Source organism: Arcobacter denitrificans (SeqCode), assembly GCF_048571185.1.
Lineage (GTDB): Bacteria > Campylobacterota > Campylobacteria > Campylobacterales > Arcobacteraceae > Arcobacter > Arcobacter denitrificans.
Window position 1 is genome coordinate 332810 of sequence record NZ_CP182350.1, and the last position, 26083, is coordinate 358892.

The 26083-nt window shown below is 26.9% G+C and carries 28 protein-coding genes; 11 read left to right on the top strand and 17 right to left on the bottom strand.

Translation table 11 applies throughout. The features are described from left to right. Positions 1-78 precede the first annotated feature (78 nt). Positions 79-1056, top strand: a complete 978-nt coding sequence (locus ACNI28_RS01760; protein WP_419765153.1) for a phospholipase A — start codon at positions 79-81, stop codon at positions 1054-1056. 61 nt (positions 1057-1117) lie between these two features. Next, entirely contained in the window at positions 1118-1345 is a 228-nt protein-coding gene (locus ACNI28_RS01765) for a hypothetical protein (RefSeq protein ID WP_419765154.1), read from the top strand. 41 nt (positions 1346-1386) lie between these two features. Here ACNI28_RS01765 and ACNI28_RS01770 read toward each other — a convergent pair whose 3' ends face one another. The 4 genes from ACNI28_RS01770 to ACNI28_RS01785 are packed head-to-tail and all read right to left on the bottom strand — an operon-like array spanning position 1387 to position 3725. Further along, on the bottom strand, positions 1387-2421 hold the full coding sequence (locus ACNI28_RS01770) for a sensor histidine kinase (protein WP_419765155.1): 1035 nt from the start codon (positions 2419-2421) through the stop codon (positions 1387-1389). Next, positions 2408-3052: a response regulator transcription factor gene (locus tag ACNI28_RS01775; protein WP_419765157.1), complete on the bottom strand. Its 645-nt coding sequence runs from the start codon at positions 3050-3052 to the stop codon at positions 2408-2410. The genes ACNI28_RS01770 and ACNI28_RS01775 overlap by 14 nt, the downstream gene beginning before the upstream one ends. Next, entirely contained in the window at positions 3049-3306 is a 258-nt protein-coding gene (locus ACNI28_RS01780) for a hypothetical protein (protein WP_419765158.1), read from the bottom strand. Before ACNI28_RS01780 ends, ACNI28_RS01775 begins: the two co-directional genes overlap by 4 nt. Next, positions 3306-3725, bottom strand: coding sequence for a hypothetical protein (locus ACNI28_RS01785; RefSeq protein ID WP_419765159.1), 420 nt, complete (start codon positions 3723-3725; stop codon positions 3306-3308). Before ACNI28_RS01785 ends, ACNI28_RS01780 begins: the two co-directional genes overlap by 1 nt. Before the next feature lie 287 nt (positions 3726-4012). On the opposite strand from ACNI28_RS01785, the gene ACNI28_RS01790 reads away from it, so the two are divergent. Beyond that, positions 4013-4255 (top strand): hypothetical protein, encoded by a 243-nt coding sequence (locus tag ACNI28_RS01790; RefSeq protein WP_419765160.1) that lies wholly within the window; start codon positions 4013-4015, stop codon positions 4253-4255. 67 nt (positions 4256-4322) lie between these two features. On the opposite strand, the gene ACNI28_RS01795 is transcribed toward ACNI28_RS01790, so the two are convergent. Then, the gene (locus ACNI28_RS01795; protein ID WP_419765161.1) at positions 4323-4898 is read right to left on the bottom strand and encodes an NUDIX hydrolase; all 576 of its coding nucleotides are present in this window, start codon (positions 4896-4898) and stop codon (positions 4323-4325) included. 96 nt (positions 4899-4994) lie between these two features. On the opposite strand from ACNI28_RS01795, the gene ACNI28_RS01800 reads away from it, so the two are divergent. Together ACNI28_RS01800 and ACNI28_RS01805 are read left to right on the top strand one after the other, a co-directional pair. Next, positions 4995-5585 (top strand): hypothetical protein, encoded by a 591-nt coding sequence (locus tag ACNI28_RS01800; RefSeq protein WP_419765162.1) that lies wholly within the window; start codon positions 4995-4997, stop codon positions 5583-5585. A gap of 18 nt (positions 5586-5603) precedes the next feature. After that, positions 5604-7187, top strand: coding sequence for a PAS domain-containing sensor histidine kinase (locus ACNI28_RS01805; RefSeq protein ID WP_419765163.1), 1584 nt, complete (start codon positions 5604-5606; stop codon positions 7185-7187). On the opposite strand, the gene ACNI28_RS01810 is transcribed toward ACNI28_RS01805, so the two are convergent. The 7 genes from ACNI28_RS01810 to ACNI28_RS01840 form a co-directional block, all read right to left on the bottom strand. Then, the gene (locus ACNI28_RS01810) at positions 7188-8360 is read right to left on the bottom strand and encodes a sensor histidine kinase (RefSeq protein ID WP_419765164.1); all 1173 of its coding nucleotides are present in this window, start codon (positions 8358-8360) and stop codon (positions 7188-7190) included. Further along, positions 8347-9012 carry a response regulator transcription factor gene (locus tag ACNI28_RS01815; RefSeq protein ID WP_419765165.1) on the bottom strand — a complete coding sequence of 222 codons (666 nt, stop codon included), beginning with the start codon at positions 9010-9012 and terminating at the stop codon, positions 8347-8349. Before ACNI28_RS01815 ends, ACNI28_RS01810 begins: the two co-directional genes overlap by 14 nt. 15 nt (positions 9013-9027) lie before the next feature. Further along, positions 9028-9528, bottom strand: coding sequence for a YajQ family cyclic di-GMP-binding protein (locus ACNI28_RS01820; protein WP_298753297.1), 501 nt, complete (start codon positions 9526-9528; stop codon positions 9028-9030). 82 nt (positions 9529-9610) lie between these two features. Then, positions 9611-10012, bottom strand: coding sequence for a DUF423 domain-containing protein (locus tag ACNI28_RS01825; protein ID WP_419765166.1), 402 nt, complete (start codon positions 10010-10012; stop codon positions 9611-9613). 59 nt (positions 10013-10071) lie between these two features. Continuing rightward, a complete protein-coding gene (locus ACNI28_RS01830; protein ID WP_419765167.1) occupies positions 10072-10326 on the bottom strand; it encodes a hypothetical protein in 255 nt (84 codons plus the stop codon). Between the two features lie 80 nt (positions 10327-10406). Beyond that, on the bottom strand, positions 10407-10856 hold the full coding sequence (locus ACNI28_RS01835) for a phosphoribosyltransferase (protein WP_419765168.1): 450 nt from the start codon (positions 10854-10856) through the stop codon (positions 10407-10409). A gap of 3 nt (positions 10857-10859) precedes the next feature. Next, entirely contained in the window at positions 10860-12158 is a 1299-nt protein-coding gene (locus tag ACNI28_RS01840; protein WP_419765169.1) for an NCS2 family permease, read from the bottom strand. 142 nt (positions 12159-12300) lie between these two features. On the opposite strand from ACNI28_RS01840, the gene ACNI28_RS01845 reads away from it, so the two are divergent. Then, the gene (locus ACNI28_RS01845) at positions 12301-13158 is read left to right on the top strand and encodes a damage-control phosphatase ARMT1 family protein (RefSeq protein WP_419765170.1); all 858 of its coding nucleotides are present in this window, start codon (positions 12301-12303) and stop codon (positions 13156-13158) included. Here the strand turns inward: ACNI28_RS01845 and ACNI28_RS01850 are convergent, their stop codons facing one another. After that, the gene (locus ACNI28_RS01850) at positions 13159-13518 is read right to left on the bottom strand and encodes a DUF6172 family protein (protein ID WP_419765171.1); all 360 of its coding nucleotides are present in this window, start codon (positions 13516-13518) and stop codon (positions 13159-13161) included. 81 nt (positions 13519-13599) lie between these two features. On the opposite strand from ACNI28_RS01850, the gene aat reads away from it, so the two are divergent. Continuing rightward, positions 13600-14265 (top strand): leucyl/phenylalanyl-tRNA--protein transferase, encoded by a 666-nt coding sequence (aat, locus tag ACNI28_RS01855; RefSeq protein WP_419765173.1) that lies wholly within the window; start codon positions 13600-13602, stop codon positions 14263-14265. 11 nt (positions 14266-14276) lie between these two features. Further along, on the top strand, positions 14277-14852 hold the full coding sequence (locus ACNI28_RS01860; RefSeq protein WP_419765175.1) for a methyltransferase domain-containing protein: 576 nt from the start codon (positions 14277-14279) through the stop codon (positions 14850-14852). Positions 14853-15051: 199 nt separating this feature from the next. Here the strand turns inward: ACNI28_RS01860 and ACNI28_RS01865 are convergent, their stop codons facing one another. After that, entirely contained in the window at positions 15052-18435 is a 3384-nt protein-coding gene (locus ACNI28_RS01865; protein WP_419765176.1) for an ABC transporter substrate-binding protein, read from the bottom strand. Between the two features lie 121 nt (positions 18436-18556). Here ACNI28_RS01865 and ACNI28_RS01870 point away from each other — a divergent pair, with 121 nt between their 5' ends. After that, positions 18557-18802, top strand: a complete 246-nt coding sequence (locus ACNI28_RS01870; protein WP_419765177.1) for a hypothetical protein — start codon at positions 18557-18559, stop codon at positions 18800-18802. Position 18803: 1 nt separating this feature from the next. Here ACNI28_RS01870 and ACNI28_RS01875 read toward each other — a convergent pair whose 3' ends face one another. Further along, complete coding sequence (locus ACNI28_RS01875; RefSeq protein ID WP_419765178.1) at positions 18804-19634, bottom strand: methylated-DNA--[protein]-cysteine S-methyltransferase; 831 nt, start codon at positions 19632-19634, stop codon at positions 18804-18806. Between the two features lie 326 nt (positions 19635-19960). Between ACNI28_RS01875 and ACNI28_RS01880 the strand changes: the two genes are divergently transcribed. Together ACNI28_RS01880 and ACNI28_RS01885 are read left to right on the top strand one after the other, a co-directional pair. Then, the gene (locus tag ACNI28_RS01880) at positions 19961-20254 is read left to right on the top strand and encodes a winged helix-turn-helix domain-containing protein (protein ID WP_419765179.1); all 294 of its coding nucleotides are present in this window, start codon (positions 19961-19963) and stop codon (positions 20252-20254) included. A 92-nt stretch (positions 20255-20346) separates the two neighbouring features. After that, positions 20347-23787, top strand: a complete 3441-nt coding sequence (locus tag ACNI28_RS01885; RefSeq protein ID WP_419765180.1) for an ATP-binding protein — start codon at positions 20347-20349, stop codon at positions 23785-23787. A 100-nt stretch (positions 23788-23887) separates the two neighbouring features. Here ACNI28_RS01885 and ACNI28_RS01890 read toward each other — a convergent pair whose 3' ends face one another. Together ACNI28_RS01890 and ACNI28_RS01895 are read right to left on the bottom strand one after the other, a co-directional pair. Beyond that, positions 23888-25171 (bottom strand): response regulator, encoded by a 1284-nt coding sequence (locus ACNI28_RS01890; RefSeq protein ID WP_419765182.1) that lies wholly within the window; start codon positions 25169-25171, stop codon positions 23888-23890. Further along, positions 25164-25901, bottom strand: coding sequence for a response regulator transcription factor (locus ACNI28_RS01895; RefSeq protein ID WP_419765183.1), 738 nt, complete (start codon positions 25899-25901; stop codon positions 25164-25166). The genes ACNI28_RS01890 and ACNI28_RS01895 overlap by 8 nt, the downstream gene beginning before the upstream one ends. Positions 25902-26083: the final 182 nt, after the last annotated feature.

Below are 26083 nucleotides of genomic sequence, written 5' to 3' on the forward strand. Positions count from 1 at the left end.
TGTGGCGATTATATCATTTTATAGTTTTATTTTACTTTTTATGCTAATATTGACCCAACTTATTTAAGGCTTGGGTAAATGAAGCAACTTCTACTATCTGTTTTTTTAATCTCTGCAATATTTGCAAATGAGAACTTGGATGAACTCTATACAAAAGCTAAAAAATTTGAAGATGAACACAAGTATAAAGAGGCCATGCTAATATACAAACAAATAGCAAAGTCTGAAACAAATGATAAAATTATTTTTGTAAATGAAGATAAAGAAGCAGAAGTAAAAGCTACAAAAAAAGTTCTAGATACAATAGAAGATAAGGAGACAAGAAACACTTTATCTCAAATCTTAGCCTCTTCTTTTGACCTATATCCATACAATCAAAACTATCTTCTACCTTTTTCATATAGTTCAAAACTAGATGATGGAAGAAAAGATTTTGAAACACTATTTCAAATAAGTGTTAAAAAGCCTATTTCTTATAATTTCTTTGGTTTAAATGAGAGTATAAACTTTGGATATACTCAAAAATCATGGTGGCAATTATATTCTGAATCATCACCTTTTAGAGAGACAAATTATAAGCCTGAAGTTTTTGTTATGATTCCATATGGCAAAAAAGACAAAACTTCTTTAAAAGCCTTAAAGTTTGGATTTTTACATGAATCAAATGGACAAGCCCAAGCCAAATCTAGATCGTGGAATCGATTATATGCCCAAAGCTATTTTCAATTTTCAAGCCTATTTTTTAGCCCAAGAATTTGGTATAGAATACCAGATGGACAAAATGATGATAATCCAGATATAGAAGACTACCTAGGATATGGGGATTTGACTTTCGATTTGCCATATAAAAAACATACCTTTAAATTATTACTTAGAAATAATCTAAAATTTGATGACTCAAATAAAGGCTTTGCAGAACTTAGCTGGACTTTCCCTTTACTGAACTCAAAAAATACTTTTGGATATGTGCAATTATCAAGTGGTTATGGGGATAGCTTAATTGATTATAATGAAGAAGTAAATCGAATAAGCTTTGGAATTAGCCTTTCAAGATAAAACTTACACTTAACTAACACTTTCTTTATATAATTTCACATCTTTTCAAAATGGAGTGAAAATGAAGTTACTTATAAAAATAACTTTTTTTACAATTTTAACTTTATCAGGAGTACTTGCTTCTAAAATAAAATATGATATTGAGTTGTTAGTAAAAAAAATAAAAATAACCCACTCTGTAAAAGAAAAGAATTTGTTGTTAAAAGAACTTGATGAAAAGTTAGAAGACAACTTTGTAAATACTCAGCAAACTATTAATAAAAACATAAAATTATTTAAATTTATTTAAGTAGTATAAGTCATCTTTTACTCCTCGAAGATGATTTATACTCAATTAAAAGTAAGTTCTACTTTTGTACCCTTATCAACTACGCTATTTATACAAATATCAATATCTAGAATATCACAAAGCTGTTTTACTATACTCATACCAATACCAAGTCCTGTATCATTCTCTTTATAATAACGTTGAAATACTTTTTTTACATTTTTGATGCCAATACCACTATCTTCAATAATTAATTTTTGTCCACTTGCACTAATATTTACTTGCCCATTTTTTTTATTATATTTACAAGCATTTGTTAATAAATTATCAATAATACGTTCTATTGCGTTTTTATTACTTTTTACAAACATATTTTGTATATTTTTATTAAATTGAATTTTTGGATATAACTTTTGTAAAATTTCAATCTTTTCATCTACTAAATTACTAAGAGATATTTCTTCACTTTTTGATATTTCTCTAGGAGTTATTAGTTCAAGGTTTTTATAAAGAGAAGATATAGTTTTTGCACTTAACTCTATTCTTTCAGTCTCCTCAAAATCCCCACGTCTTTTTAATAATTTTGAGTTCAATAAAATAGAAGTTGCAGGGGTATTTAAATCATGAATTAAATCTTTTAAAAAGTCTTCCAAAAGATGAAGAGCTTCTTTCATTGGTCTTAAAGAATATAGGGCAAACCCAACAGAAATAAAAAGCAAAAAGATAAAAATAACAATAGAAAATTTAAAAATATTTACTAAAAAATCATAATAAACTTCTTCATACTTCTTTTTATCATAAATCACTTTTAAAAGATATGGACCGGTTGAGGGTATTTGAAAATATGCACAAAGTCCCTCTTTGCAATGATAGATTTTAAAAAGTTTTTTATCTTTATTATCTTCAACAATATCAAGGGTAAAAGTATCACCTTTAAAATCAAAAGTATAATCTTTCATTTGATATAAAATATTTTGTTCTATATCTTTAACTTTGTCACTGTGATACATATATAAAACTATACTAGCAAGTATAAAAAGGGGGATAAAAAAAAGAGAAATAGTAGTGATTAAAGACTTTTTTTCATAGTTTTTCAAGTTTATATCCTACACCTTTTATGTTTGAGATATCTAAATCTAAAAGCTTTTTTAATTTACTAATTAAAACACGAAGTGCTGGTTCACTTGGTTTATTCATATAATCAAAAAAAGTGGATTTGTTAACAGTCATACCAATATTTCGTATAAGAAGTGCAAAAACTTCTTTTTCTACACTTCCCAAAGCTACTTCAATATCATCTTTTAACACCCTACTTTCCAATAAATCAAAGATGATGTTTTTGTATTGGAGAACAGGATTTTTTCGTTTTAATGTTGCTTGAATACGAGCTAATAACTCATCTAAATCAAAAGGTTTTTTTATATAATCATCACATCCATAGTCAAAACCCTTTAGGGTAGATTTTATATCAATAAGAGCTGTGATAAAAAAAGTAGGTGTATTATCATCTGATTGACGTAGAAGTTTTAAGGTCTCCATTCCATCAAGCAAAGGAACATTTATGTCAAATAAATAAAGGTCATATTTATTATCATAGGTATATTCTAAAACTTCCTCTCCATCAGATACTAAGGTAACATCATAGTTTTCTTGTTCTAAAATTTGCACCATAGTTTGGGCTAAAATTGTATCATCTTCTAAAAGTAAGATTTTTATTTTTTTATTCATTTTGCAAGTGCTTTATCACTAAAAAGTTTAATTGGCACTTTCTGTTTTGCTTTTATTATAGCATTTGCTTCTTCTCTAGCTTTTTTGTTTTTTTTGGCTAAGGCTACTTTTAATTTTTCTATTAATTGCTTCTTTTCTTTGGGTGTTGAAGCTTGATTAACTTTTTCTAAAAGAGTTTCTACAACTTTTTCTTTAGCAGATAATTGCACTATCATTAAAAAAATAAAAAGAATTATTAAACTTTTTAATCTCACTACTTAGCCTTTTGCTTTTCTAAAGTTTCTATACTATTTTTTAATTTTACTAAAGGGTGTACATAAAAGCTTTTTAAATTACAATTACCTTTTTTTGACAAGTTATAATTAGAATCATAAGAATCTTTTGCTGCATTTATATTTTTTGCAAAAATAGTTGGAGAACCACTTTCAATTAAAAAGAGCTGTGCTTTTGCTCCTACTATATCTTTTTTTGAAAAGTATCCCTTTTCAAACTCTTCTTGTATATATATAGAAGCATAATCCATAGCTTTTTTATATTTATTACAATTTTTATCTCTTATAATCTCTTTTTTAGGCTCGCTCTTTTTTTCACCTATAGAAAAATCACTTATACTACAGCCAATTAGAGTTATTGAAAGTCCTATAATAAAACATACATGCAATAGTTTATTCATCTATATTTTTCCTTTTATAATAAAACAGTGTTCATATTTATATTTTTACTTATTTCTTATTACTATTAGATTTATATGGGGAAATATTTAATAATCATAATGGAATATAAAACTCTAATATCCCTATAAACTCCACTAATAAGGCTTATATTATAATAGAATATTTATTAAACATCAATACAAATTTTTTATTTAAAAAGAAGCTTTGATTAAATAAATTTGAACTAATAGTTAACTTACACTTTATTTATATACTTCCACACATAAAAAATCAAGGAGATATAAAAATGAAATTAGGTAAAAAATTAGCTATCTTAGCAATTGTGGGAACAACAAGTTTATTTGCATCAGGAGTATCTGATGTTAGTCAATTAGTTTATAAAATCAATAACACTGCTGATGTAAAAATAAGAGCAGAGTTATTAAAAAAACTTGACACTACACTTACAAATATTGATAAAAAAGAACTTCCTGCTGCACAAGAGATTGTTAGTAACAAACTGCAATTAGCTAAAGTTTTAGAAAGATAATGCTGAACTATTTTTTTAAATATTACTTTACAATAAGAAATAGCTGGTTAATCTATATTTTCTAAAATTATTTAGATAATTTCTTTTCAATAAACCACATAAACGAAAACATCAACCCTGGTGTTTTCGCTTTATTTTCATCATAAATAAACTCTTTATATTTGTCAATAGGCAAATACATAGTTTCAATTTGTTCATCATGAATTCCACCACCATCATGGCTTTTCATACTATCATCTATCTTGGCATAGTATAGGTGTTGTTTTGCTCCACTAACTCCTACATTTGTATAAAAAGAGGTGATTTTTTCTATATTCTCTAAAGGTACATCATATCCACACTCTTCATCAATCTCTTCTTTTACAATCATTTCTAAAGATATATCTTTATCTATAATACCTGCACAAAGTTCATAGGTGCATAGATTTGACTTGTCATTTAAATAAACAGGTGGTCGAAATTGTTTTACTAATAAAAATGCATTTTTATTTACATTGTAAAGTAAGACAGATACAGAATCAAAACTTTTAACTGCTTCCCATGCTTTATCTACACCATTTTGATTATATGTAATTTTTACAGGATGCACAAATTTAGTATTATTTAGCTGCGATATTTTAAAATCTTTTATAATATTTTTCATAAAATAGCCTTTATATTTTCATATTTTATTCAAAAATTATTTAAAGAAAGTAAACATATAGTAAAATACTTAAAAGTTCAAATAATAAGGTCAAAAATGCAATTAAAATATGTAGGACCCAAACCTATGATTTCAGAACATGGTGTAAGTTTTAAAGATGGGAAAGAAGACAAATATGTATATATCCAAAATGCAATAGAGATTTTACATGCACTCAATCACGAATATATAAAAGGCAAAATTTATAAATATGATCCTAATTTTTCAAAGTTATCAGAAAAAGAGGTAGAAAATACAATTATAAAGTATAAACCTGAACTAAAAAAGAGTATTGAAAAAGAGGTAAACTCTTATGAAATTTACTTAAAAAACGAGATTGAAAATGTTAAAGACTCTCATCCTCTTTTAAGTGACTTAGAACTAAAAGCCCTAAAAAACAATTTGGAAATCATGCATGAATATAGAGTTCAAAGGGCAATAAATAAAATCTACTATATGCATATTATTGAAATCATTTCTGATTTAATAAAAGAGCACAAAATAAAAGATATAACTATTCCTTTTAATGAAAAGTTTTGGCATGTATTACAAACTATTCAAGGCAATTTAGCTCAGGGCAAAAACTCTGTTAATTCAAAACTTATTGAAGATGATAATTCTATTTTAGAGTTAAAAATAAGATTCTAGTTATTGGAGATAAAATAGATGGGAAAAAGCACTTTTAACTTATTTAAAAACTTAACTATAAAAGTTGATTTAGACAACAATATAATTAAGGCAAACTCTGCTTTTCTCAAATTTATCAATAAAAACATTGAAGATGTTTTAGGAAAAAAAGAGAGTGATTTTTTCAAACAACTCCACTTATCAAACAATTCAAAACAGATTTTAGATGAGACAATTGAATTAAACAAAGAGGTATTTTATTTCAAGATAAAAAGAGTTTTAATCAAAAAAACTGACAAAGAACCCTATATAAAAATCATACGAAGAAATATTACAGAGTTTAAAAAATATTCAGTTTTATATGATGATCATAAAAATCTACTAAAATATATTGCAACAGCTAAGCCAATTGAGTTTATCTTAGATGAAATTATTAAATCTGTTGAAAAAAGAAATGACAATATGATTTGTTCTATTTTACTTTTAGATGAAAGCAAACAAAAACTAATAAAAGGGGCTGCTCCGTCTTTGCCTGATTTTTACAATGAAAAACTAAATGGCATGAAAATAGGAGCAAAGGTTGGTTCTTGTGGTGCGGCAGTTTTTTTAAAAAAAAGGGTTATTGTCAAAGATATACAAAGCCATGAAAACTGGAAATATGCAAAAAACTTAGCTGCAAAGGTAAACCTTCAAGCATGTTGGTCTCAGCCATTTTTTTCTTCATCAAATGAAGTACTGGGTTCTTTTGCTATTTATTATAGTATTCCAAAAGAGCCCACAGAATTTGATATAAAACTTATAGAAGATATTGCAAATATAACTGGAATTGCTGTTGAAAACCATAACAACTATTTAGAAAAAAAGAGATTTGAAGAAGAAAAGATAGAAAAAGAACAAATCCTCATGCATAAAACAAAACAGGCAATGATGGGAGAAATGTTAGAAAATATTGCCCATCAATGGAGACAACCCTTATCTGTCATATCAACCTATGCTACAGGTATTTTGATGAAAAAAAAATATGGAATTGATACATCAAATATAGAGAATGAAGCATTTGAAAGCATTAATCTCAATGCTCAATATCTTTCAAATACAATTGATGATTTTAGGAATTATTTTGCTACTGTTAAAGAAAAAAACAGTTTTTCAATAGAAAATGTACTGAATTTAGCACTTAAACTAATAGACTCAAGAGTAGAGAGTGAAAATATAAAAATCATAAAAGAGCTTGTTCCTGTAAAAGTAACAAGTTATGAAAATGAACTAATCCAAGTCTTGATAAACATTTTAAACAACTCAATTGATATACTTTCAGAAATAAAAAACAAAGATAATAGGTATATACGTATACAATCATATAAAGAAAATGATTTACTAGTATTAAAAATCCTAGACTCTGGAAAAGGTGCATCAGAAGATATTTTAGAGCGAATTTTTGAGCCATATTTTACAACAAAAGACCAAAAACTAGGAACTGGTATTGGGCTTTATATGTGTCAGGAAATCATTGGAAGACATTTAAAAGGTACAATAACAGCTAAAAATGCTTACCTTTATTTAAAAGACAACAGTTATTTAGGTTTAGAGTTTGAAATAAAAATTCCAGATTTAATGCAATAATTACTTTAAAACAGAGCCAAAATCTATGTAAAAAACAGAGCCTTTATCTACATGTGACTCTAGCGTTAATTTTAGGTTATACTCTTTGCATACTTCATTTACAATATCTAAGCCAATGCCAAAGCCACCTTCAAAATTTTTGCCTCTTTTATATCTTTTAAAAATCTCTTTTTTCTCTTTTTCTTCAATACCAATACCAAAGTCTTGAACAGAAAAAATACCTTTCTTTAGTCTTACGATTATTTTAGAATCTCTATTTGAATATTTAATGGCATTTGAAATAAGATTATTCACTATTTTTTGTGTTTTTGTTTTGTCCATAAAAATATTACACTCATCTAGTTCTTCATATATCTTAATACCTTTTGTAATAGCAATATCTTGGAAAAACTCAACACTCTCATTAATCAATTCATTAAAATCAATATTAACATCTAAAAAAGTATCTTGTTTACTAAAAGCACTATAGTGCATATCATTATATAATTGAGAAATTTGTTTTGCACTGCTAACTATATACTTCAACATCTTTTGAGGGTTTCTACCTTGCTTTAATGTTGAAGTAGAGGTCATCAAAACGGCAATTGGAGTATTTAATTCGTGTGCTGAATCTTTTATAAACTTATCCATATGCTCCACTTTTTCTCTTACAGGTTTTAACAATAGCTTTGCAAGTAAATAGCCAATAAAACCAATAAAAATAGTACTTAAAAGAAGAATCAATATAATATAAATTTTCAGTTTTTTTATTTCACTAATTGCTTGATTTGTCTCTATTACAATATATTTGATTTTGATTTTTTCATGGTGTTGTTTTTCTAACTGAGATACATGAAAGGAGTGGGTTGAGTTATGTGATGCTTCATCATTTAAATTTATATTACTATTTTCAAGTTTTGAATAGATAGTATTTCCATCTTTATCAAAAAGTCCATACTTTAGGTTTTCATTTTTTAATTCTTTAGGAATAAAAGTTTTATGTTCCATTTCAGCATTGAGGATATCTGCTTTTATTTTGTTTGCTGCACTTATCATCTCAATTGAACACTGACGATCAACCATATCAGTCTCTTTTTGATAATAAGATAATAATAAAATAGAAAGGATAAGAACTGTTGAACCTATATAAATAAAAAGAAAACTATATAGGGCTTTTTTTTCATTTTTGTTCAAACTTGTACCCTATTCCTCTTATGGTTTCTATTTTTTCTTTTCCTAGTATTTCTCTAAGATTTTTTATATAAACCCTAATAGTAGCATCAGTTGGTTGTTCATCATATTGCCAAATATTTTGTAATAACTCTTCTGAAGAAATCACCCTATTGGAATGATTGACAAAATACTTTAATATATCTCTTTCTTTTTGAGCTATATGAACTTTTTTTTCATCTAGTAAAACTATACACTCATGGGGGATAAAAGAGATACTATTATCAATCTTTATTTCATCTTTTGTACCTAAAGAAAAGTATCTACAAAGTCTATTTATCCTCTGTTCTAATTCTTCTAAATCAAAAGGCTTTTTAATATAGTCGTCACTTCCTAGTTCAAAGGCAGTTTTTAGATGTTTTGTATCTTGATAGGCAGTTATGATTATAATTGGAGTTCGACTCTTATAATCATCTCTAACATGCTTTAAAACATCAAGTCCTGACATGCTTGGTGTATTTACATCTAATATTGCAAAATCATATACACTTTCAATCAGGTTTTCCAAAGCATCTTCACCTTGAGTACACAAAGTTACTTCATAGCCTTTATGATTTAAATAATCATTTAAAATATCACTTAAAGCTGGGTCATCTTCTAAAAGTAAAACTTTCATGATATTCCTTGAGTTTTATTTGAAGTTATCAAAAACTAGTGGTGATTTAAAGTCCAATGATTTTAAATGTTTCATGATAGTTTGCAAGTCATCAATATTTTTTCCAGTAACTCTTATCTCATCACCTTGGTTTACAGCTTTTACTTTTAGTTTAAGGTTTTTTATCTCTGTTTGGATTTGTTTTGCTTCATCTTGTTTGATTGAATCAACTATTGCATAAACATACTTTCTGTTTCCACCTGAACTATCATCTTTTTTTGCTTCATCAAGTGAATTAATAGATAAGCCTCTTTTATTCATTTTTGAAATCAAAATATCATACATAGCATCAACTTTATTATCACTAGAAGATATTAAAGTTATAGTTTTAGCACCTTGATTAAAATCTATTTCTGCTTTTAAACCTTTAAAGTCATATCTATTTTCTATCTCTTTTTGTGATTGAATAACTGCATTTTTTAGTTCTTGCATATCTAACTTTGCAGAAATATCAAATCCATGTTCTTTTACTGCCATATTTTCTCCTATTTTTAATAATTATTTATACATTATATAAAATTTATATGTAATAATTGTTAAGAGACTCTATTTATCTCTTTTATTCTTTAATTTTCAGTTCGTTAAGTACTGTAAACCCAATAACCATCCACGAAATAATCATAAGTGTTCCACCAAATGGAGTTATTGCACCCAACCATGAAACTTTTAAAATAACTAACAAATATAAAGAACAAGAAAAAATCAAAGTACCTAAAATAAGTAGATATCCAGATACCACTATTTGTTTAGTCTCTGGTAGAAAGTGAGTGATTAGAGCTATTGCAAAAAGACCTAGTGTATTGTAAAAGTGGTATTGAACACCTGTATTAAATATTGCCATCATATACTCATCAGTTGTAGCCTTTAATCCATGTGCACCAAAAGCACCAATAGCAATAACAACTGCCATCATAAATGAGCCAATAACTAAAAAGTTTTTTGTATTTTTTGTAACTAACATATATACTCCCCCAATTTCTTGGAAGTATATCGAAAAAAAATTAATTTAAAAATCTAAAATTATTTCTTGGCAGAAAAACCTGCACCTTTTTTCTCTTTTTTCTTTAAATCAAGTTCATCTATAATCTCTTTAAAATCGACACCGTCTTGATTCATCTTTGCAAAACATGCAGCAACTACAGCTATAGCATTTGGAACTTCTTTTTTCTTCTTGTATGCTTGAATATTTTTTTCACTAACTTTTATTAGTGCTGTAAACTTTGGAATTGTTAACTCTGCATCCAAAAGAAGTTTCTTAAAATCTATAAATGTCATATATTCTCCTATTTTAATAATAATAATAATAAATTATACTAGATATATACTAAATATATATAATATATATACTAAATATATTATTTAACATCAACTTCCCAAAAAAACTCAATCCATTTGTTGGCAATTTTCACACTATAATCAGCCTTGATACAAGCTGTTGGCTTATAAAATATAGTAGCTAATTTAAACTGTGTATTTGGAAACTTCTCATTTAAAAGCTTTAGAATCTCTCTCATAGTTTCACCACTATCAACTATATCATCAATAACTAAAACCCTTTTTGCATGTGACAAGTCAGGTATATTAAAGATGTTGAAAGTATCTAGTTTTAACTCACCCTCATAATGTATGGAATTGATTGTAAATACATTTCTCATATTTAAAGCTTGTCCCATAAGATGTGACAAAGTTAATCCACCTCGTGCAACTCCCAATAAAATATCAGGCTCATAATCCCTACACTTATCTGCTAAAACTTGAGTATCTTCTTTAAATTCTTCATAACCATAATAATATTTTTCTTGCAATTTCTAACCTCTTAATATAAAAACTAATAATGAAATAAATGTTAAAAGAAAGATTCCTAAATTTAAATCTTTTCTCTCATTTTTCACCAATTTTATTATAGTAAAAACTATAAACCCTGCTGCAATTCCATTTGTAATAGAAAAAGTCAAAGGCATAAGTAACACTATAAAAAACGACGCTGAAGCAGTAGCAAAATCTACTTTTTCAAAGTTTATTTTACCTAGTTCACTAAACATCAAAATACCAACAACCACCAAAATTGGATAAATAGCGTTTGAAGGGATTGATTTAAAAAGAGGCAACATAAAAAGTGTTGTTATAAAAAGTAAGGCTGTAAATACAGCTGTTAATCCTGTTCTACCACCTTGTTCTACTCCTGATGCACTCTCAATAAATGAAGTTGTAGTAGATACACCTAATAAACTTCCTCCAACTGATCCAATTGCATCAGCTTCAAGTGTTTTTTGTAAAGATTTATCTTCCTTATTATTTTCTTGAAAAAGATTGGCACGAGAACCTACACCTGTTAAAGTTCCTAGAGTATCAAACATATCTGTTATTAAAAAGGTAATAATAACTGGTAAAAGTGACAAACTGATTGCACTTGCAATATCAAGTTTCAAATATATTGGTGCTATTGAAGCAGGAGTTGAAAACAACTCTTTTGGCGCTTCTCCTATACCAAAAAACCATGCAATTATTGAAGTAATAAGTATTGAAAATATAAAAGCACCCTTTAATTTATAAGAAAATAGTACAAAAGTTAAAATCAAACCAAAAGTACCTAACATAACTGTATCTTTTGTAAAATCACCCAAAGCAACTAATGTAGCAGGATCATCAACTATCATACCCATTTGTTTTAGACCAATAAAAGCAATAAAGGTACCAATACCTGCACTAATTGCACGTCTAAGATTCATAGGAATAGAAGTCATAATCCAAACTCTAAAATTAGTAAAAGATAAAGCTACAAAAAGTAAACCTGAAATAAATACAATACCTAAGGCTGTTTGCCAAGGTATATTCATACCTAAAACTAAACCATAAGAGAAATAGGCATTTAATCCCATCCCAACACTCATGGCAATAGGAGTATTTGACCAAATACCTGAAAATAGTGTTGCTAAAATAGTAATTAGTGCCGTTGCAGTTATAACAGCATCCATAGGTAGCCCTGCATCTGAAAGTATAAATCCATTAACTGGAACAATATACATCATCGTCAAAAATGTCGTTAACCCAGCTGTAAACTCAGTTTTAACATTTGTATTATTTTTTTTTAATTTAAAAAAACCCACATAAAATCCTAAATAAAAGAGTATATACCCTTTTTTTGTCCTAGAATAATAGCTAAAGTTGGATAATTATTAATTAAAGCAAGGAAAATAATCAAAGATAAAGAAATATTTTCTATAATAAAAAAAACATAAAAGTGAAGAAATGAATATAACAAAAGATTGTGTAGAGTGCATAGTAGGACAAATAGATAAAGCAACCAAATTACTTGAACTTGATGAAACATTAGCAAATGAGATTAATAGTGAAGTAGAAAAAAGAGCTTTAGATTTTGACTTTGAAAAATCGCCCCCTTTTGTGGCAAAAGATGTTTATGAATATCTTGGTTTTAAAACAAATCTAAAAGATCCACTTGAAGCTTTAAAACAAGAGTCTATAAAAAAAGCGACAAGCTATCTGCCACTTATTGAAGAAAAGATTGCTTCAAGTGAAGATAAACTTTTCACTGCAATAAAAGCAGCAGTTGCAGGAAATGTCATCGATTTTGCTACAACAAAAGAGTTTTCTTTAGATGAAGAGATAAATAGCATATTTGAAACAGATTTTTCAATAAATGATTATAAGATATTTAAAGAAAAATTAGAAAAAAGCAACTCTTTGATTATCTTAGCTGATAATGCAGGAGAGAATGTATTTGATAAAGTTTTAGTAAAAACAATAGTTAGCCTATATCCAAATATACAAATATCTTATGCCACAAGAGGAAAAGCTATAATAAACGATATCACTACAAAAGAAGCTTTGCAAAGTGGCATTGATAAATATTGTGAAGTTATTAGTTCAGGAGTTGATACACCAGGACTTGATAAAAGTAGAGCCTCAAAAGAGTTCATGGAACTATTTGATAAAACGCCATTGGTATTATCAAAAGGTATGGGTAATTTTGAGTGCTTAGAATCACACAATGATGAAAAAATATTTTTCTTATTTAAAGTAAAATGTAATGTAGTAGCAAAAACTATAAATAGAAATCTAGGAGAAATAATCCTAAAAAGAGGATAATTAAATATCCTCTTCTTTTATCTCTTGGATTTCATCTGATTCTTCTTGACTAATCTCATCTAAAGTTTGCTTTTTCTCTTTTTCTTTTTTCAATTCTTCTCTTGCAATTATTTCTAAATAAAAAGTCTCACAATTATCAGCTGCTGATAAGTCAATAGACTTGATTACGTGTGAAAGAGGTATTTCAACTGGTGTTTCGTCCCCTTTTCCAAACTTACAATCAAAAAACCAAAAGTGTTTGTCAGTTGATAATGATTTTCTTTGTTCTCTTTTAATATATTTTCTTATCTCATTTTTTATTGATTCTACAACTCTTTGAGGTTTTTTATTTTCTGCTTGAAGTTTAAAAGTTTTTTTCAAATTTTTCCTTTTTTTGCAATTGTATCCAAATTTACTCCATATGATGACAATTTTTAGTGAAATTGAGATAACATTTTTACTATGAAAATATTAGATGATAAAGAAAAGATTTATTTACTTGATGATAATAACTTTGATTTTCCAACTCTAAATATGATGAAAGATGATTTAGTTGCCATTGGCGGAGACTTTCATCCCCAAAGAATAATCAATGCCTATCAAAATGGACTTTTTCCTTGGTATATTGATGAATATAACTATATACACTGGTTTAGCCCTAAAAAAAGAATGGTTTTGTATCCGGAAGAGTTTAGACTAACAAAAAGCCTAAAAAGAGTTATAAAAAACAAAGGGTTTGTAGTAAAATCAAATGAAAGATTTGAAGATGTTATAAAATCATGTGCAAATATAAAAAGAAAACATGAAGATAATACTTGGATAAGCCATGAGTTTATCCAAGCCTATACAAATCTTTTCCATCTTGAATATGCTTTTTCCATAGAGTGTTATTTAGATGAAAAACTTGTAGGTGGACTTTATGGTTTACTCATTGGAGATATTTTTTGTGGAGAGAGTATGTTTGCTTTGGAAAAAGATGCTTCAAAAGTAGCCTTTTATCATCTTTGCAAGCAAGCAAAAGAGAATGGCATCAAAATAATAGATTGCCAAGTGTATAATGACCATCTTGCAAGTTTAGGTGCAAAAGAGATAGATAGAGAAGAGTATTTTAAGATTTTAGGAAAATAAAAAGGCATAAAATGGCACAAAAAGATAAAACCAAATGGGATAAAAAATATCAAGAAACTCCCTCATTACTTGAAATAAGAGAGCCAAGTAAAAAGTTAATTGAAATATTAGATAAAGTAAAGGGTAAAAAAGCTCTTGATGTAGCAAGTGGTGCTGGAAGAAACTCTATTTTTCTTGCAACAAAAGGTTTTGATGTTGAAGCTATAGATATATCACAAGTAGCACTTGATGAGCTTGATAAAAAAGGCTTTAAAAATATAAGTACTAAGTTAGTCGATTTAGATGAGTATGAAATACCTAAAAATAGTTATGACCTCATTGTTATGACAAACTTTCTTGATAGGAATTTAATTTCAAAACTATCAAAGGCACTCAAAACTAGTGGTATACTTTTTATAGAAACTTATATGGAAGATAAAGATAATGAAAAACCTCCCTCAAATCCTAACTTCTTATTAAAGAAAGATGAACTTAAAAGCTTTTTTAATGAAGAGTTTGAAATTATAGAATATGACGAGTTTTTTAATGAAAGTTATGAATTGTATAGAATGAAAAAGCAATCTATTCTTATAAGAAAAACTTTCTAAAGGAAACTATTAATTTTTTATAACACTATATTTTAATTATTAAGCTATACTGCCCTATAAACCCAAAAAAAGGAGACAGTATGGCTAAAGGTAAAGATGTGCAGAAATCTGTTAAAACAGAACCTGCAAAATCAATGAAAGAAAAAAGAGCTGATAAAAAAGCTAAAAAAGCTTCAAAAAGTTAATATCCAAATTTGTTTTATATATTTAAATCTTTCTCATATAAAACAAATTTATTTCTTCCACTCTCTTTTGCTTTATATAAAGCTGTATCTGCAAAGTTATAAATATGTTCAGAAGCATCTATTTCATCGCCATAGTCTACATATAGTCCAATAGAAGCTGTTATATAACTACTTGCTTTATTATACTTATGCTCAAGTTTTAACTCTTCTATTTTTTGATTAAGCAATCTTGCAAAACTTATGGCATCTTCTTTATCTTTTGGAGTAAATATAATTGCAAACTCTTCTCCACCTATTCTAAATGCAGTATCAGAGGAACGTTTACAAATATCAATTAACTCTTTCCCTACACTTTTTAATACAGTATCACCCTTTTGATGTCCATAGAAGTCATTATACTGTTTGAAAAAATCAATATCTAATATAATCAATGCAAAAAAATGATTATCTCGTTTTGCACGATTTAGCTCATTTTCAAATACTTCATTAAAATATCTTCTATTGTATAAATTTGTTAATTCATCTGTTATAGATATTTTTTCTATTTTCTTTTTATCTGTTATATCTTGACGAATTGAAGTATAACCTACTATATTATTCTTCTCATCAAAAATAGGAGAAATTGAAGCTTGTACCCAATAATAATCTCCATTCTTATTTTTATTTTTTATTTCACCTTTCCATGTTTTTCCACTTGAAATTGTTGACCATAACTCGACGAATAACTCTTTTGGCATATCTTCATGTCGTATAATCCTATGATTATTGCCTATTAGTTCCTCTTTTGTATATCCACTAATATCGCAAAAGGCTTGAGATGCAGAAACAATATTGCCTTTTATATCTGTACTTGAGGTTAAAACGTTTTCATCTACTACATGAAGATATTTTGAAAGTTTATCGTTAAGTTTACCTATAGCTTGGTTTTTTATTATGATGATTAAAAGTATGATTGAAAATACACCAATTACATAAAATATTGTTTTATAATCAATACTCTCTTCATACTTAATTGATAGCCATTTATTTAAAATCTCTTTATTTTTCTCTAAAGGTACGTTTATTATTAATTTATTAATTATATCATTTAAAATAGCTTCATCATTTCTTGTTGCCATTGGAAAACCAACAGTAGTATCTAGTTTACCCGCTATTTTTAGATTTGTAGAAAAGTTTTCTTGAATGTTATAACCTATAACAGGAAGAACTCCAATAAAACCATAAACTTCATTTTTATTTACTTTTTCTAATCCCTCTGTTGCATCTTTTACTTCAACAATTTTGATATTTGGGTATTTCTTCTTTAATATTTCTGAATATGCAAAACCTTTTACAATAGCAAGTTTTTCGGATAATACACTTGAAATATCGTTAATAAAAGGCTTATCAGCTTTAGTTGAGATAACTAAAGGCATATTCATAAGGTTTTCTGTAAAATTAAAATAGTCTCGACGCTTTTTAGTATTCATCATAATAGTTACAAAATCACAACTTCTATTTTCAGCTAGTTTAATAGTATCTAACCAATTTTTACTAGAAACAAGTTCAAAAGGAATAGCTAACTCTTCTTGAAACAGTTTTATATACTCAGCTGTCATACCAACATGTTTACCATTTTCTATTTTTTCAAAAGGTAACCAGTTTGGGTCTATACACATTTTTAGTTTTTTTTTCATTTTTAAATAAGCATACTGTTCATCTGTAAATCTTACTTTGTTTGATGCTTTTACATTCAACCATTTCTCTCTTAAATCTAAAACTTTATTATAAGGTATTACTTCATGTGTTTTTTCTAATATTGATTTTAATAATACATTATCCTTTGCTACAGCCATATAAAGAGGAGTATCAGAAGGAATAAATTTTTCGTTATCTAATTGTATTGATTCTAAATTACTCAGCCAACTTTTATTGATGTAGTACTCTGAAGTAGCAAGATTACCTATCACTGCATCAGCTTTTCCATTTGATACAGCTTCAACACCATCTTTTGTTGAGGAAGCCAAGTATAGCTTTTGACTTGGAAATTTATTTTTTAAAATAGTATGTAAAAATGATTTATTTAATACGGCTATTGTTTTGTTTTGCAAGTCCTTTATTGATTTAATATTTAAACCTTTTCTCATGGTTAAACTTGTTTGATAACTTATATGCTCAAAATTTGTATAATCAATGAATTTACTTCTCTCTTTATTAATAGCTAAATGTGGTATGATATCAAGCTTATCATTTTTTATCATCTCTAGATACTCTTTAAAACTCTTTCCACTTATAAACTCTATTTCAACCCCAAGTGTTTTTGCTATTAAATTCATGTAGTCAACAGTATAACCTGTTGCTTCATTTTTTTCATAAAAGTTAAATGGGGGAAATGCACTTAAGTTTTGCACTCGTAAAACTGGATGCTCTTCTAAATACTTCTTCTCCTCAAGAGTTAAGTTTACTGATGATTTTATCTCTTTATACTCATCAAATATAAAATCATTTATATTAAAGGATTCTATATTTGAACCATATTCATTATATATATCAGAGATATATCTGATTCTTCCTTTGTCAACTGTCCCTAAAGGTATAATATCTTTCAAAATTAATTTTTCTATTGCTTTTGCTTCATAACGCAGATGCTCAATAGATTTTGCAGAATTATATTTTTCATGTATTAGCTGAACTATTTCTTCTTGGTTTTCTAAAGCATATTGCCAACCTTTTAAGGAAGCCTCTTTAAATTTTTGAACTCTTTTGGGATGATTTTTTACCTCGTTGTCATTTGTAAAAAGAATATCTCCATAAAAATCAAATCCATAATTAGATGGATTGATAATATTTATGCCTATATTTTTCTCTTTAAAGTAAAAAGGCTCATTACTTAAATAAATAGGAGAAACATCCACCTCTTTATTTATAAGTTTTAAATAATCATTTTTTTCTCTTTCTCGAATCAAGTTTGGTTTTACATTTAACTTTTTTAGTATAGCTAATATTGCAAAACCATCTGTATCATTAGGATAAAAAAGTACATCTTTCCCATTTAAGTCATAAGGAGAAGAGATACCACTACTCTTTAAAGATATTAAAGCACTAGGTGAGTGTTGAAAAATAGGAGACACTAAAACTACCGGTTCACCGTGTGCTTTATAAAGTATCAATATAGAATCTGCAATTCCATATTCTGCTTTTCCTTTTATTACTTCTTCGACATTATTATATTTTAGGTCTCTTTGTTTTATTTCTACATCTAAGCCAGCTTCTTTATAAAAGCCCTTCTCTTTTGCAGCATAGTATCCTGCAAACTGAAATTGATGGAACCATTTAAGTTGTAAAGTCACTTTATCTTGTGAATGAACAGATGTAAACAGCAATAAAATTAAAAAAAGCTTGAACATTATTTTTGCCATGAAAACCCATTAAATATTATTTTTAAATATTATATCATATTAAATAAATAATAAAACCCCTTAAAAAAAATCAAAGAAAATATCGTTAAAATGCTACTATATACAAATAAAAGGATTTATAATGAGAGTATTAATTTCATATCCTACAAACATAGGTATTTTTGATATAGGACAAAGTGAGGATAAGAAGTATCATCCAATCTTTGATGATACTTCATTGGGAGCTTTTACTTCAATCCAAGAGGCAGTTGATAAATTAATCACAAATAAAACAATCCCCGTAATAGACCCAAATACAAATAAAGAAGTTGATACTTCAACATTAGATATCCCACAAGACTATACCCAATGGGATACTTCTTACTAAATTATTTTTCCATTTCTTCAAAACTAAGTATCACTTTTTTACGCCCTACTTCCCATCTATATCCTCCCATAGCTGCACTTTTTGAAATAACCCTATGACAAGGAATTAAAAAGCCAATATGATTTGCTCCAACTGCACTTGCTACTGCTCTTACCGCTTTTGGTTTTCCAATAAAAGTGGCAATATCTGTATAAGTTAAAACTTGTGATTTTGGAATATTTAAAATAGCTTTCCATACATTTATTTGAAAATTTGTTCCTTTTGCATATAAGCTTACTTTTTCTTTATTTATAAAGATTTTGTCCAATAACTCTTGAGCTTTTTTATCATCCTTAATAAACTTTGCCCTCTTCCATGATAATTTTAGTCTATTAAAAACCTCATCATATGACTCATCGTAAAACTCTAAAGCACATATGCCCTTTTTTGTACTAGCAATCATGGTTTTTCCAAAGGTTGAAAAACCAAAACCATATGTTATTTCTAGGTTTTCACCCATATTTTTGTATTCCTTTGGTGTTACCCCAATAAAGTTAATAAATAGTTCATGAACTCTACTTGAACTTGATAAGCCCAAATCAATTGAGCTATCTAATATGGACTTAGAAGTTTGAAGTTTCTTTTTTGCATATGAAAAGGTAGTTGCTTGCAAAAATTGTAAAGCAGAGATACCAGCATACTCTTTAAAGATTCTGGAAAAATGATATTTACTCATACCTACATGAGCTGCAACCTCACCAAGCTTTGGTTGATATAAATAGTTTTCATCAAGATATTCAATAGCCTTTTTAATATCTTCATAATATCTACTTTTTTCTTCTAATTTTTTCATCTTTTCATCTTTTATTAATTATATATTGTTACATAAGTTACGTATTTAAAAGTATATAATTTTAAAAGAATATTTACAATCCGAATCTTGCTATTTATAAAAGCTTGAAAATTTTAAATACAGTTCTAGTTCCACCCTCAGCTATTGTTTGCTCTGCTCTAAAAGTAAGGTCAGACATCTCTTTTAACAATGGAAGATACTATTAGATACATTTTAAAAGAATAATAGAATTACAAATTAAAGTTATTTGTATTATTTACTAAATTTGATACTTTTCAAATACTTTTTCTTCTTATAATTTTAATAATTAGTTGAAAAGGATTGTAATGAATACAAAAGATTACTTTTGGGATTTTAATTTAAATAAACTATTTTTTCAAAATAATCAAATATATTTAAATGAAAATGAAACAAAAATTTGTACTTTATTATTAAAAACGCCATATAGAGTTTTAACTTATATTGAAATAGTAGATAAACTTTGGAATGACAATATTTCAAATAAAAAAGAAGAATTAATATTTTTAATTAGAAAATTAGAGAAAAAACTACCAAGTTCTTTTATTGAGGAAAGTAGAGGATTAGGATATAAAATCAAACATAAATCCTACTCTCTATGAGATAATTATTTTCAATAAAATATATATTTTTTTTAATATAATTGTCATATCCTTATTGGTATAATTCTCAAGTTTAAAAAGTAAGGGTTTGCTTGAAAAAAATTACAATTAAAGTAAAATTGATATTACTATTTATCATTATTAAGGTTATACCTCTTTTAGTAATCTCATTTATTGCATATAAAGGTGTTACAAAACTAGAGGAGTACTTAAATAAAAGTACAAGATTCTTATTCAATGAAAATAAAGAGATTATATTAAATACAGCAAATGCTTCTATTGAAGATAGTATTAAAAACTTGGATAAAAAATCACAAGTAGCACTTGAAAGATTGTCTTTTGAAATAGCAAAAAATATCTCCAACTTTTTATATGAAAGGGACAAAGATATTTTATTTTTGTCAACACTAAATATAAATCAGGACGTAATAAAAAAGTTTTTTAATACAAAAACAAAAGATATTTTGATTCATGACAAATACACATATGATGATACAACAAATAGCTGGGTAACTTCAAACAAACCTATTCTTGAAAAACACAAAGAAAAAGCTAGCTTAGTTGACAATGAAAAAGAGTTTAATTATACTAATCCATTAAATTTCAAACGAAAAAACATCCCTATTTACAAAGAAATTAGTTATTTTGACTTAGAAGGAAAAGAAAAATACAAAATCTCTCAAATAAATTCTAAATTATTAAATATATCAAATAAAAAAAATACTTACATAAACTCTGAGAATTATTTCAAGGAAATTAAAAACCTAAAAAAAGGTGAGATATATGTATCTGATGTTATTGGAGAGTATGTTGGAAGTAAAATTATAGGAACATTTACAAAAGCAAAAGCCGCCAAATCTAAAATTGCATTTGAACCAGAAAAATATGCATATGCAGGAAAAGAGAACCCTCTAGGAAAAGAGTTTGAAGGTATAGTAAGATTTATAACTCCAGTTTACAAAGGTAACAAAAAAATAGCCTATATTTCACTTGCTCTTGACCATAAACATATTATGCAGTTTACGGACACTTCAAATCCTACAGGAGAAAATACTACTCAAGATATTTCAGATGCAGGAAATGGTAATTATGCTTTTATGTGGGATTACAAGGGAAGAAATATCTCTCACCCAAGGGATTATTTTATATATGGATATAATAAAAACACAGGTAAACAAGTTATGCCATGGCTAAGTAGCGATGTTGCAAAAAAATATGAAGAATCAAATTTACAAATAAATGATTTCTTAGAAACTTATCCTATTTTTGAAGAGCAAAGCTTAAAGAAAAAACCCAATATAAAACAACTTGTAAATGATGGCAACATAGCACTTGATTGTAGATATCTAAATTTTGCTCCTCAATGTGAAGGGTGGATGCAAGTGACACAAAATGGTGGTTATGGTTCTTTTGTTATTTATTGGAGTAAAGTTTGGAAATTAACAACTGCAGCTGCTATTCCTTATTATACGGGCAAATATAAAAACAGTAAAAGAGGTTTTGGCTTTGTAACAATAGGTGCAAATGTTGATGAGTTCCATTCAGCAGCAAATGAAACCAAAAAAAATGTTACTAAGATATTAGATAAACAAACTGTTCAAATGAAAGAAAATATTGATGAAAATAAATTAGAAATTCAAAAATTTATATCATCAATAATAAATGAACTAACAATTATTACAATAATAATGATTGTATTAATAATTGCAATAGCTATTGGAATGTCAAACTATATTACATCAAAAATAGAAAATCTTTTAATAGGAACAAAAAGATTTTCTAATAAAGAGTTAGATTATAGAATAAAAGTTACCTCAAATGATGAAATAGGTAACTTAGAAAAATCATTCAATGATATGGCAGCAGAGATTAAAGAGTTAATTGACTCACAAAATGAATTAAATGATCACCTAGAAGAGAAGGTTTTAGAAAAAACAAATGAGTTAACAGTAATAAATCACAACTTAGAAGATGAGATAAACAAAAGAACAGAAACGCTAAGAGAAGCACTTATTCAAGCACAAAATGCAGATAAAGTAAAATCAACTTTCCTTGCAAATATGAGTCATGAGATAAGAACACCACTTAATTCAATTATTGGATTCTCTCAAATTTTATCTCAATCTTCTGAACTCTCTACTAACAATACAAAATATGCAAATGTTATTGAAACTTCTGCAAAATCATTACTTAGTATTATCAATGATATTTTAGATATCTCTAAAATAGAATCAGGTAATTTTGATATTTCTTTAAAAGAGACAAATATCAATGATATTGGTGAACATGTTTTTGACCTCTTTACAAATAGAGCACAAGAGAAAAAAATAGATTTATCTTTTAATATGGATAATGAAATTCCACTTTGTGTATTTACAGATGGAGCAAGAATTAGACAAGTTTTATCTAACTTTATTAGTAATGCAATTAAATTTACACCAGAATTAGGGAAAATTGATTTTAATATTTCATTAATTTCTAGAAAAAACTCTAGAGTTAGAATTAGATTTTTAGTAAAAGATTCAGGGATTGGTATTCCTGAAGATAAGGTAGAAAATATTTTTCAACCTTTTATCCAAGTTGAAAATGAATCAAATAGACAGTATGAAGGTACAGGACTTGGATTAAGTATTTGTACACATATAATTAACTCTTTAGATTCTAAAATAGAAGTTACTAGTTCAATTGGAAATGGTTCTAGCTTCTGGTTTGATTTAACATTGGAAATCTGCTCTACAAATTCTGCCAAAAACAAGAAGCTTAAGGATTTAGATAAAGATGTTACATTTAAAGGAAATATTCTTGTAGCAGAAGATAACCCTGCAAACCAAGAGCTTATTAAGTATCTTTTAGAAATGCTTGGCGTTGACTTTTCACTAGCTTCAAATGGACAAGAAGCTGTAGATATGTATAAACAAAACAGAGAATATGATTTAATTTTAATGGGTATTAATATGCCAGTTTTAGATGGTATTAGTGCTTTCCAAGAAATTATTGCTTATGAGAAAGAAAACAGTTTAAAACACGTTCCCGTATCTGCATTAACTGCAAATGCAATAAAAGGTGACAAAGAAAAATTCTTAAACTTAGGGATGGATTATTATTTGAGTAAACCTATTGATGTACTAGAAATAAAAGAGTTGTTTAGTCTTTATTTAAAAGTAGAATCAGAAGAAGAGAGTATAAAAGAAGAAATAACTCTTTCTTCAAATGATACTGCCTTTGAGAAACTCTCTGCAAAGTCAGTAGCAAAAACCCTTGGCTTTCCAGAAGAGATGGGTCAAAAGGTTTTAGATAACTTTAAAAGTAATATTTTTAAAGATTTAGATGAGTTAAAAGAGTTTATTGAGACTGAAAATTATGAAGAGATAAAACAAAAAGCTCATTATATTAAAAACTCTTGCTTAAATGTTGGTTTATCACAAGCTGTTAAAATTTTACAAGAAGTAGAGTCAAATCACCAAGCTAATCAAAAACAAGCTCTTAACAACTTTAATAAGCTTTCTGATTCTATTCTTTTGGCTTTAGAATAAATCTTTTTACACTCTTTATTTAAATATCTTAAATCATCATATTTTTTATGATGATTTACAAATATTTTGTAAACACAAATAAATTAAAATTAGCTTTAGCTTACACTGAATCCCCTTCTACAAGTTCACCTTTTAAAACTTTTACTTCTTTTTGGAGATTATTTACTAAGTCAAGTAAGTCTGCAATTCTTTTCTCATGCTGAATTCTTTTCTCTTCCAACGTCTCTATGTTTTTTTCTTTATGTTCTAAAGTCTTTTTTAACTCTTCTAATTCTGTAGTTAAAGACTTATTATGGTTTTTTATGTGAATTAAATCTTTTGAAATAATATCAAATTGTTTTTTCTTATCTTGTTTCATCATTAAATCCATTTTATTGAGTTTAATGTTTTGTGTTTCATAAGCAGACAATTGTGATAACAAATTTTTTATTTTATTTTCATAAGTAGTAAGCTTATCTTTTAAAAGTTGGACGTTATAATTAGTATTGTTAAATTTTGCAGAAAGCTCTTCTTTTTCTTTCTTTATTTTGGATAATTCTTTTTTATAAATTGTAACTTGTTCTATAAATCTTTTATTTTGTGCTCTTCTTTGATTTTCCTCTTGAGTTACTGCAAATCTAACACTAATAAACTCAACAATACTTTTCCCTGTATCATCATAAATAGGTATTATTTTTGTATTGATAAAATATGCTTCGCCATTTTTTGATTTATTTTTAAGTGTACCTTCCCATGCTTTACCACTTTTTATAGTATTCCATAACTCTTTATATAAACTTGTTGCTGAATCTGGATGTTTCAATATACTGTGGTTTTGTCCCATAACTTCATCTTCTGTATAGCCTGATATATCTAAAAAGGCATCATTTACAAAAGTTATGTTCCCATTAAAATCTGTTTTAGTTACTATAGCCTCTTTGTTAAGTATTGATAAGTAGGCTTCTGTCTCTTTTTTTTGAAGTTCATAGTTCTTTTTATAATAAATTTCCATGCAAATTTTTTCGATAGTTTTGTCAATAAGAGAGAAATCAATAGGTTTTAATAAGTAGGCATGGGCATTTAAATTTATTGCTTTTATCATTTGTTCTGATTCTGTTCTTGCAGTTGTAAATATAAATGGGATATCATTATTTAAATCTCTAATTTTTTCAAGAAGTTCTATTCCATTAATTTTAGGCATATTAATATCACTTATGATCAAATCAAAGGGTACATTCTCTTTCTCTGCTTTAATATATTCTTCATATGCTTCAAGACCATTACTACAAGAAATAGATATCTCAAACTTTTTATTTAAAAACTTTGAAAACATTATTCTTGCTTGTTCTTCATCCTCTACATACAGAATTTTTAGTTTTTTTATAAACTCATTAATATTATCCATTTAAGACCCTTATTTTATAACCTAGTCCATAGATATTTTCTATGTGAAGTTCAGGTACTTTTACCTTTAATCTTGAAATTAGGTTTTTCAAATTTGTACTATTAGAATTACTTAAACTATCTTCCCAAACCTCATCTATTATATTTTCCATTGTTATAACTCTATTAAAATTAGACAGTAAATAATCAACTAACTTTAACTCATATTTTGTTAGTTTTATTGATTCGTCTTTAAAAATTAAATCTTTACTAATATCATCCCACTTGAGAGTTTGGGTAATATAAATTAGCTCCTCTTTGTGATTAGAATTAAAAAAATGTGATTTGTACTTATTTAGTACAACTTTATCTACACTTCGTAATAACTCATCTACATCTACTGGTTTTTGAATATAGTTTATAATTTCTAATTTAACTAATTTTAAAAGTACTTGTACATCTAATTTAGCAGTAACATATATAAAAGGAAGATACTCATCAAATTGTCTTATCATTTCAAGCAATTCAATACCATCCATTTTTGGCATATTGATGTCACTTATAACTAAATCAATAGGCTTAGCACTTGAATAACTATTACGATAAATTTCTAAAGCTTCTTCACCATTTTTTGCTAAAATAATCTCTTTATAGTATTTCGATAAAATTCTTTTTAATAGCATGCTCGCTTCAAACTCATCTTCAATACATAATATTTTTATATTTTGCTTATACTCTTCAAAATTTTCCATTAGTTATTCTATTATTGATTAACTAAAAATATAATAATCTTTAATTATATCACCTTCTATATATTCATTTGTACTTTATAAAATATACCTACAAAAATATTCTATCAATATAAAATATTTGAAAAGTATCATTTTCTTTTTAAATTGATACTTTTCAAATATTTTTGTGTGATAATATTGAA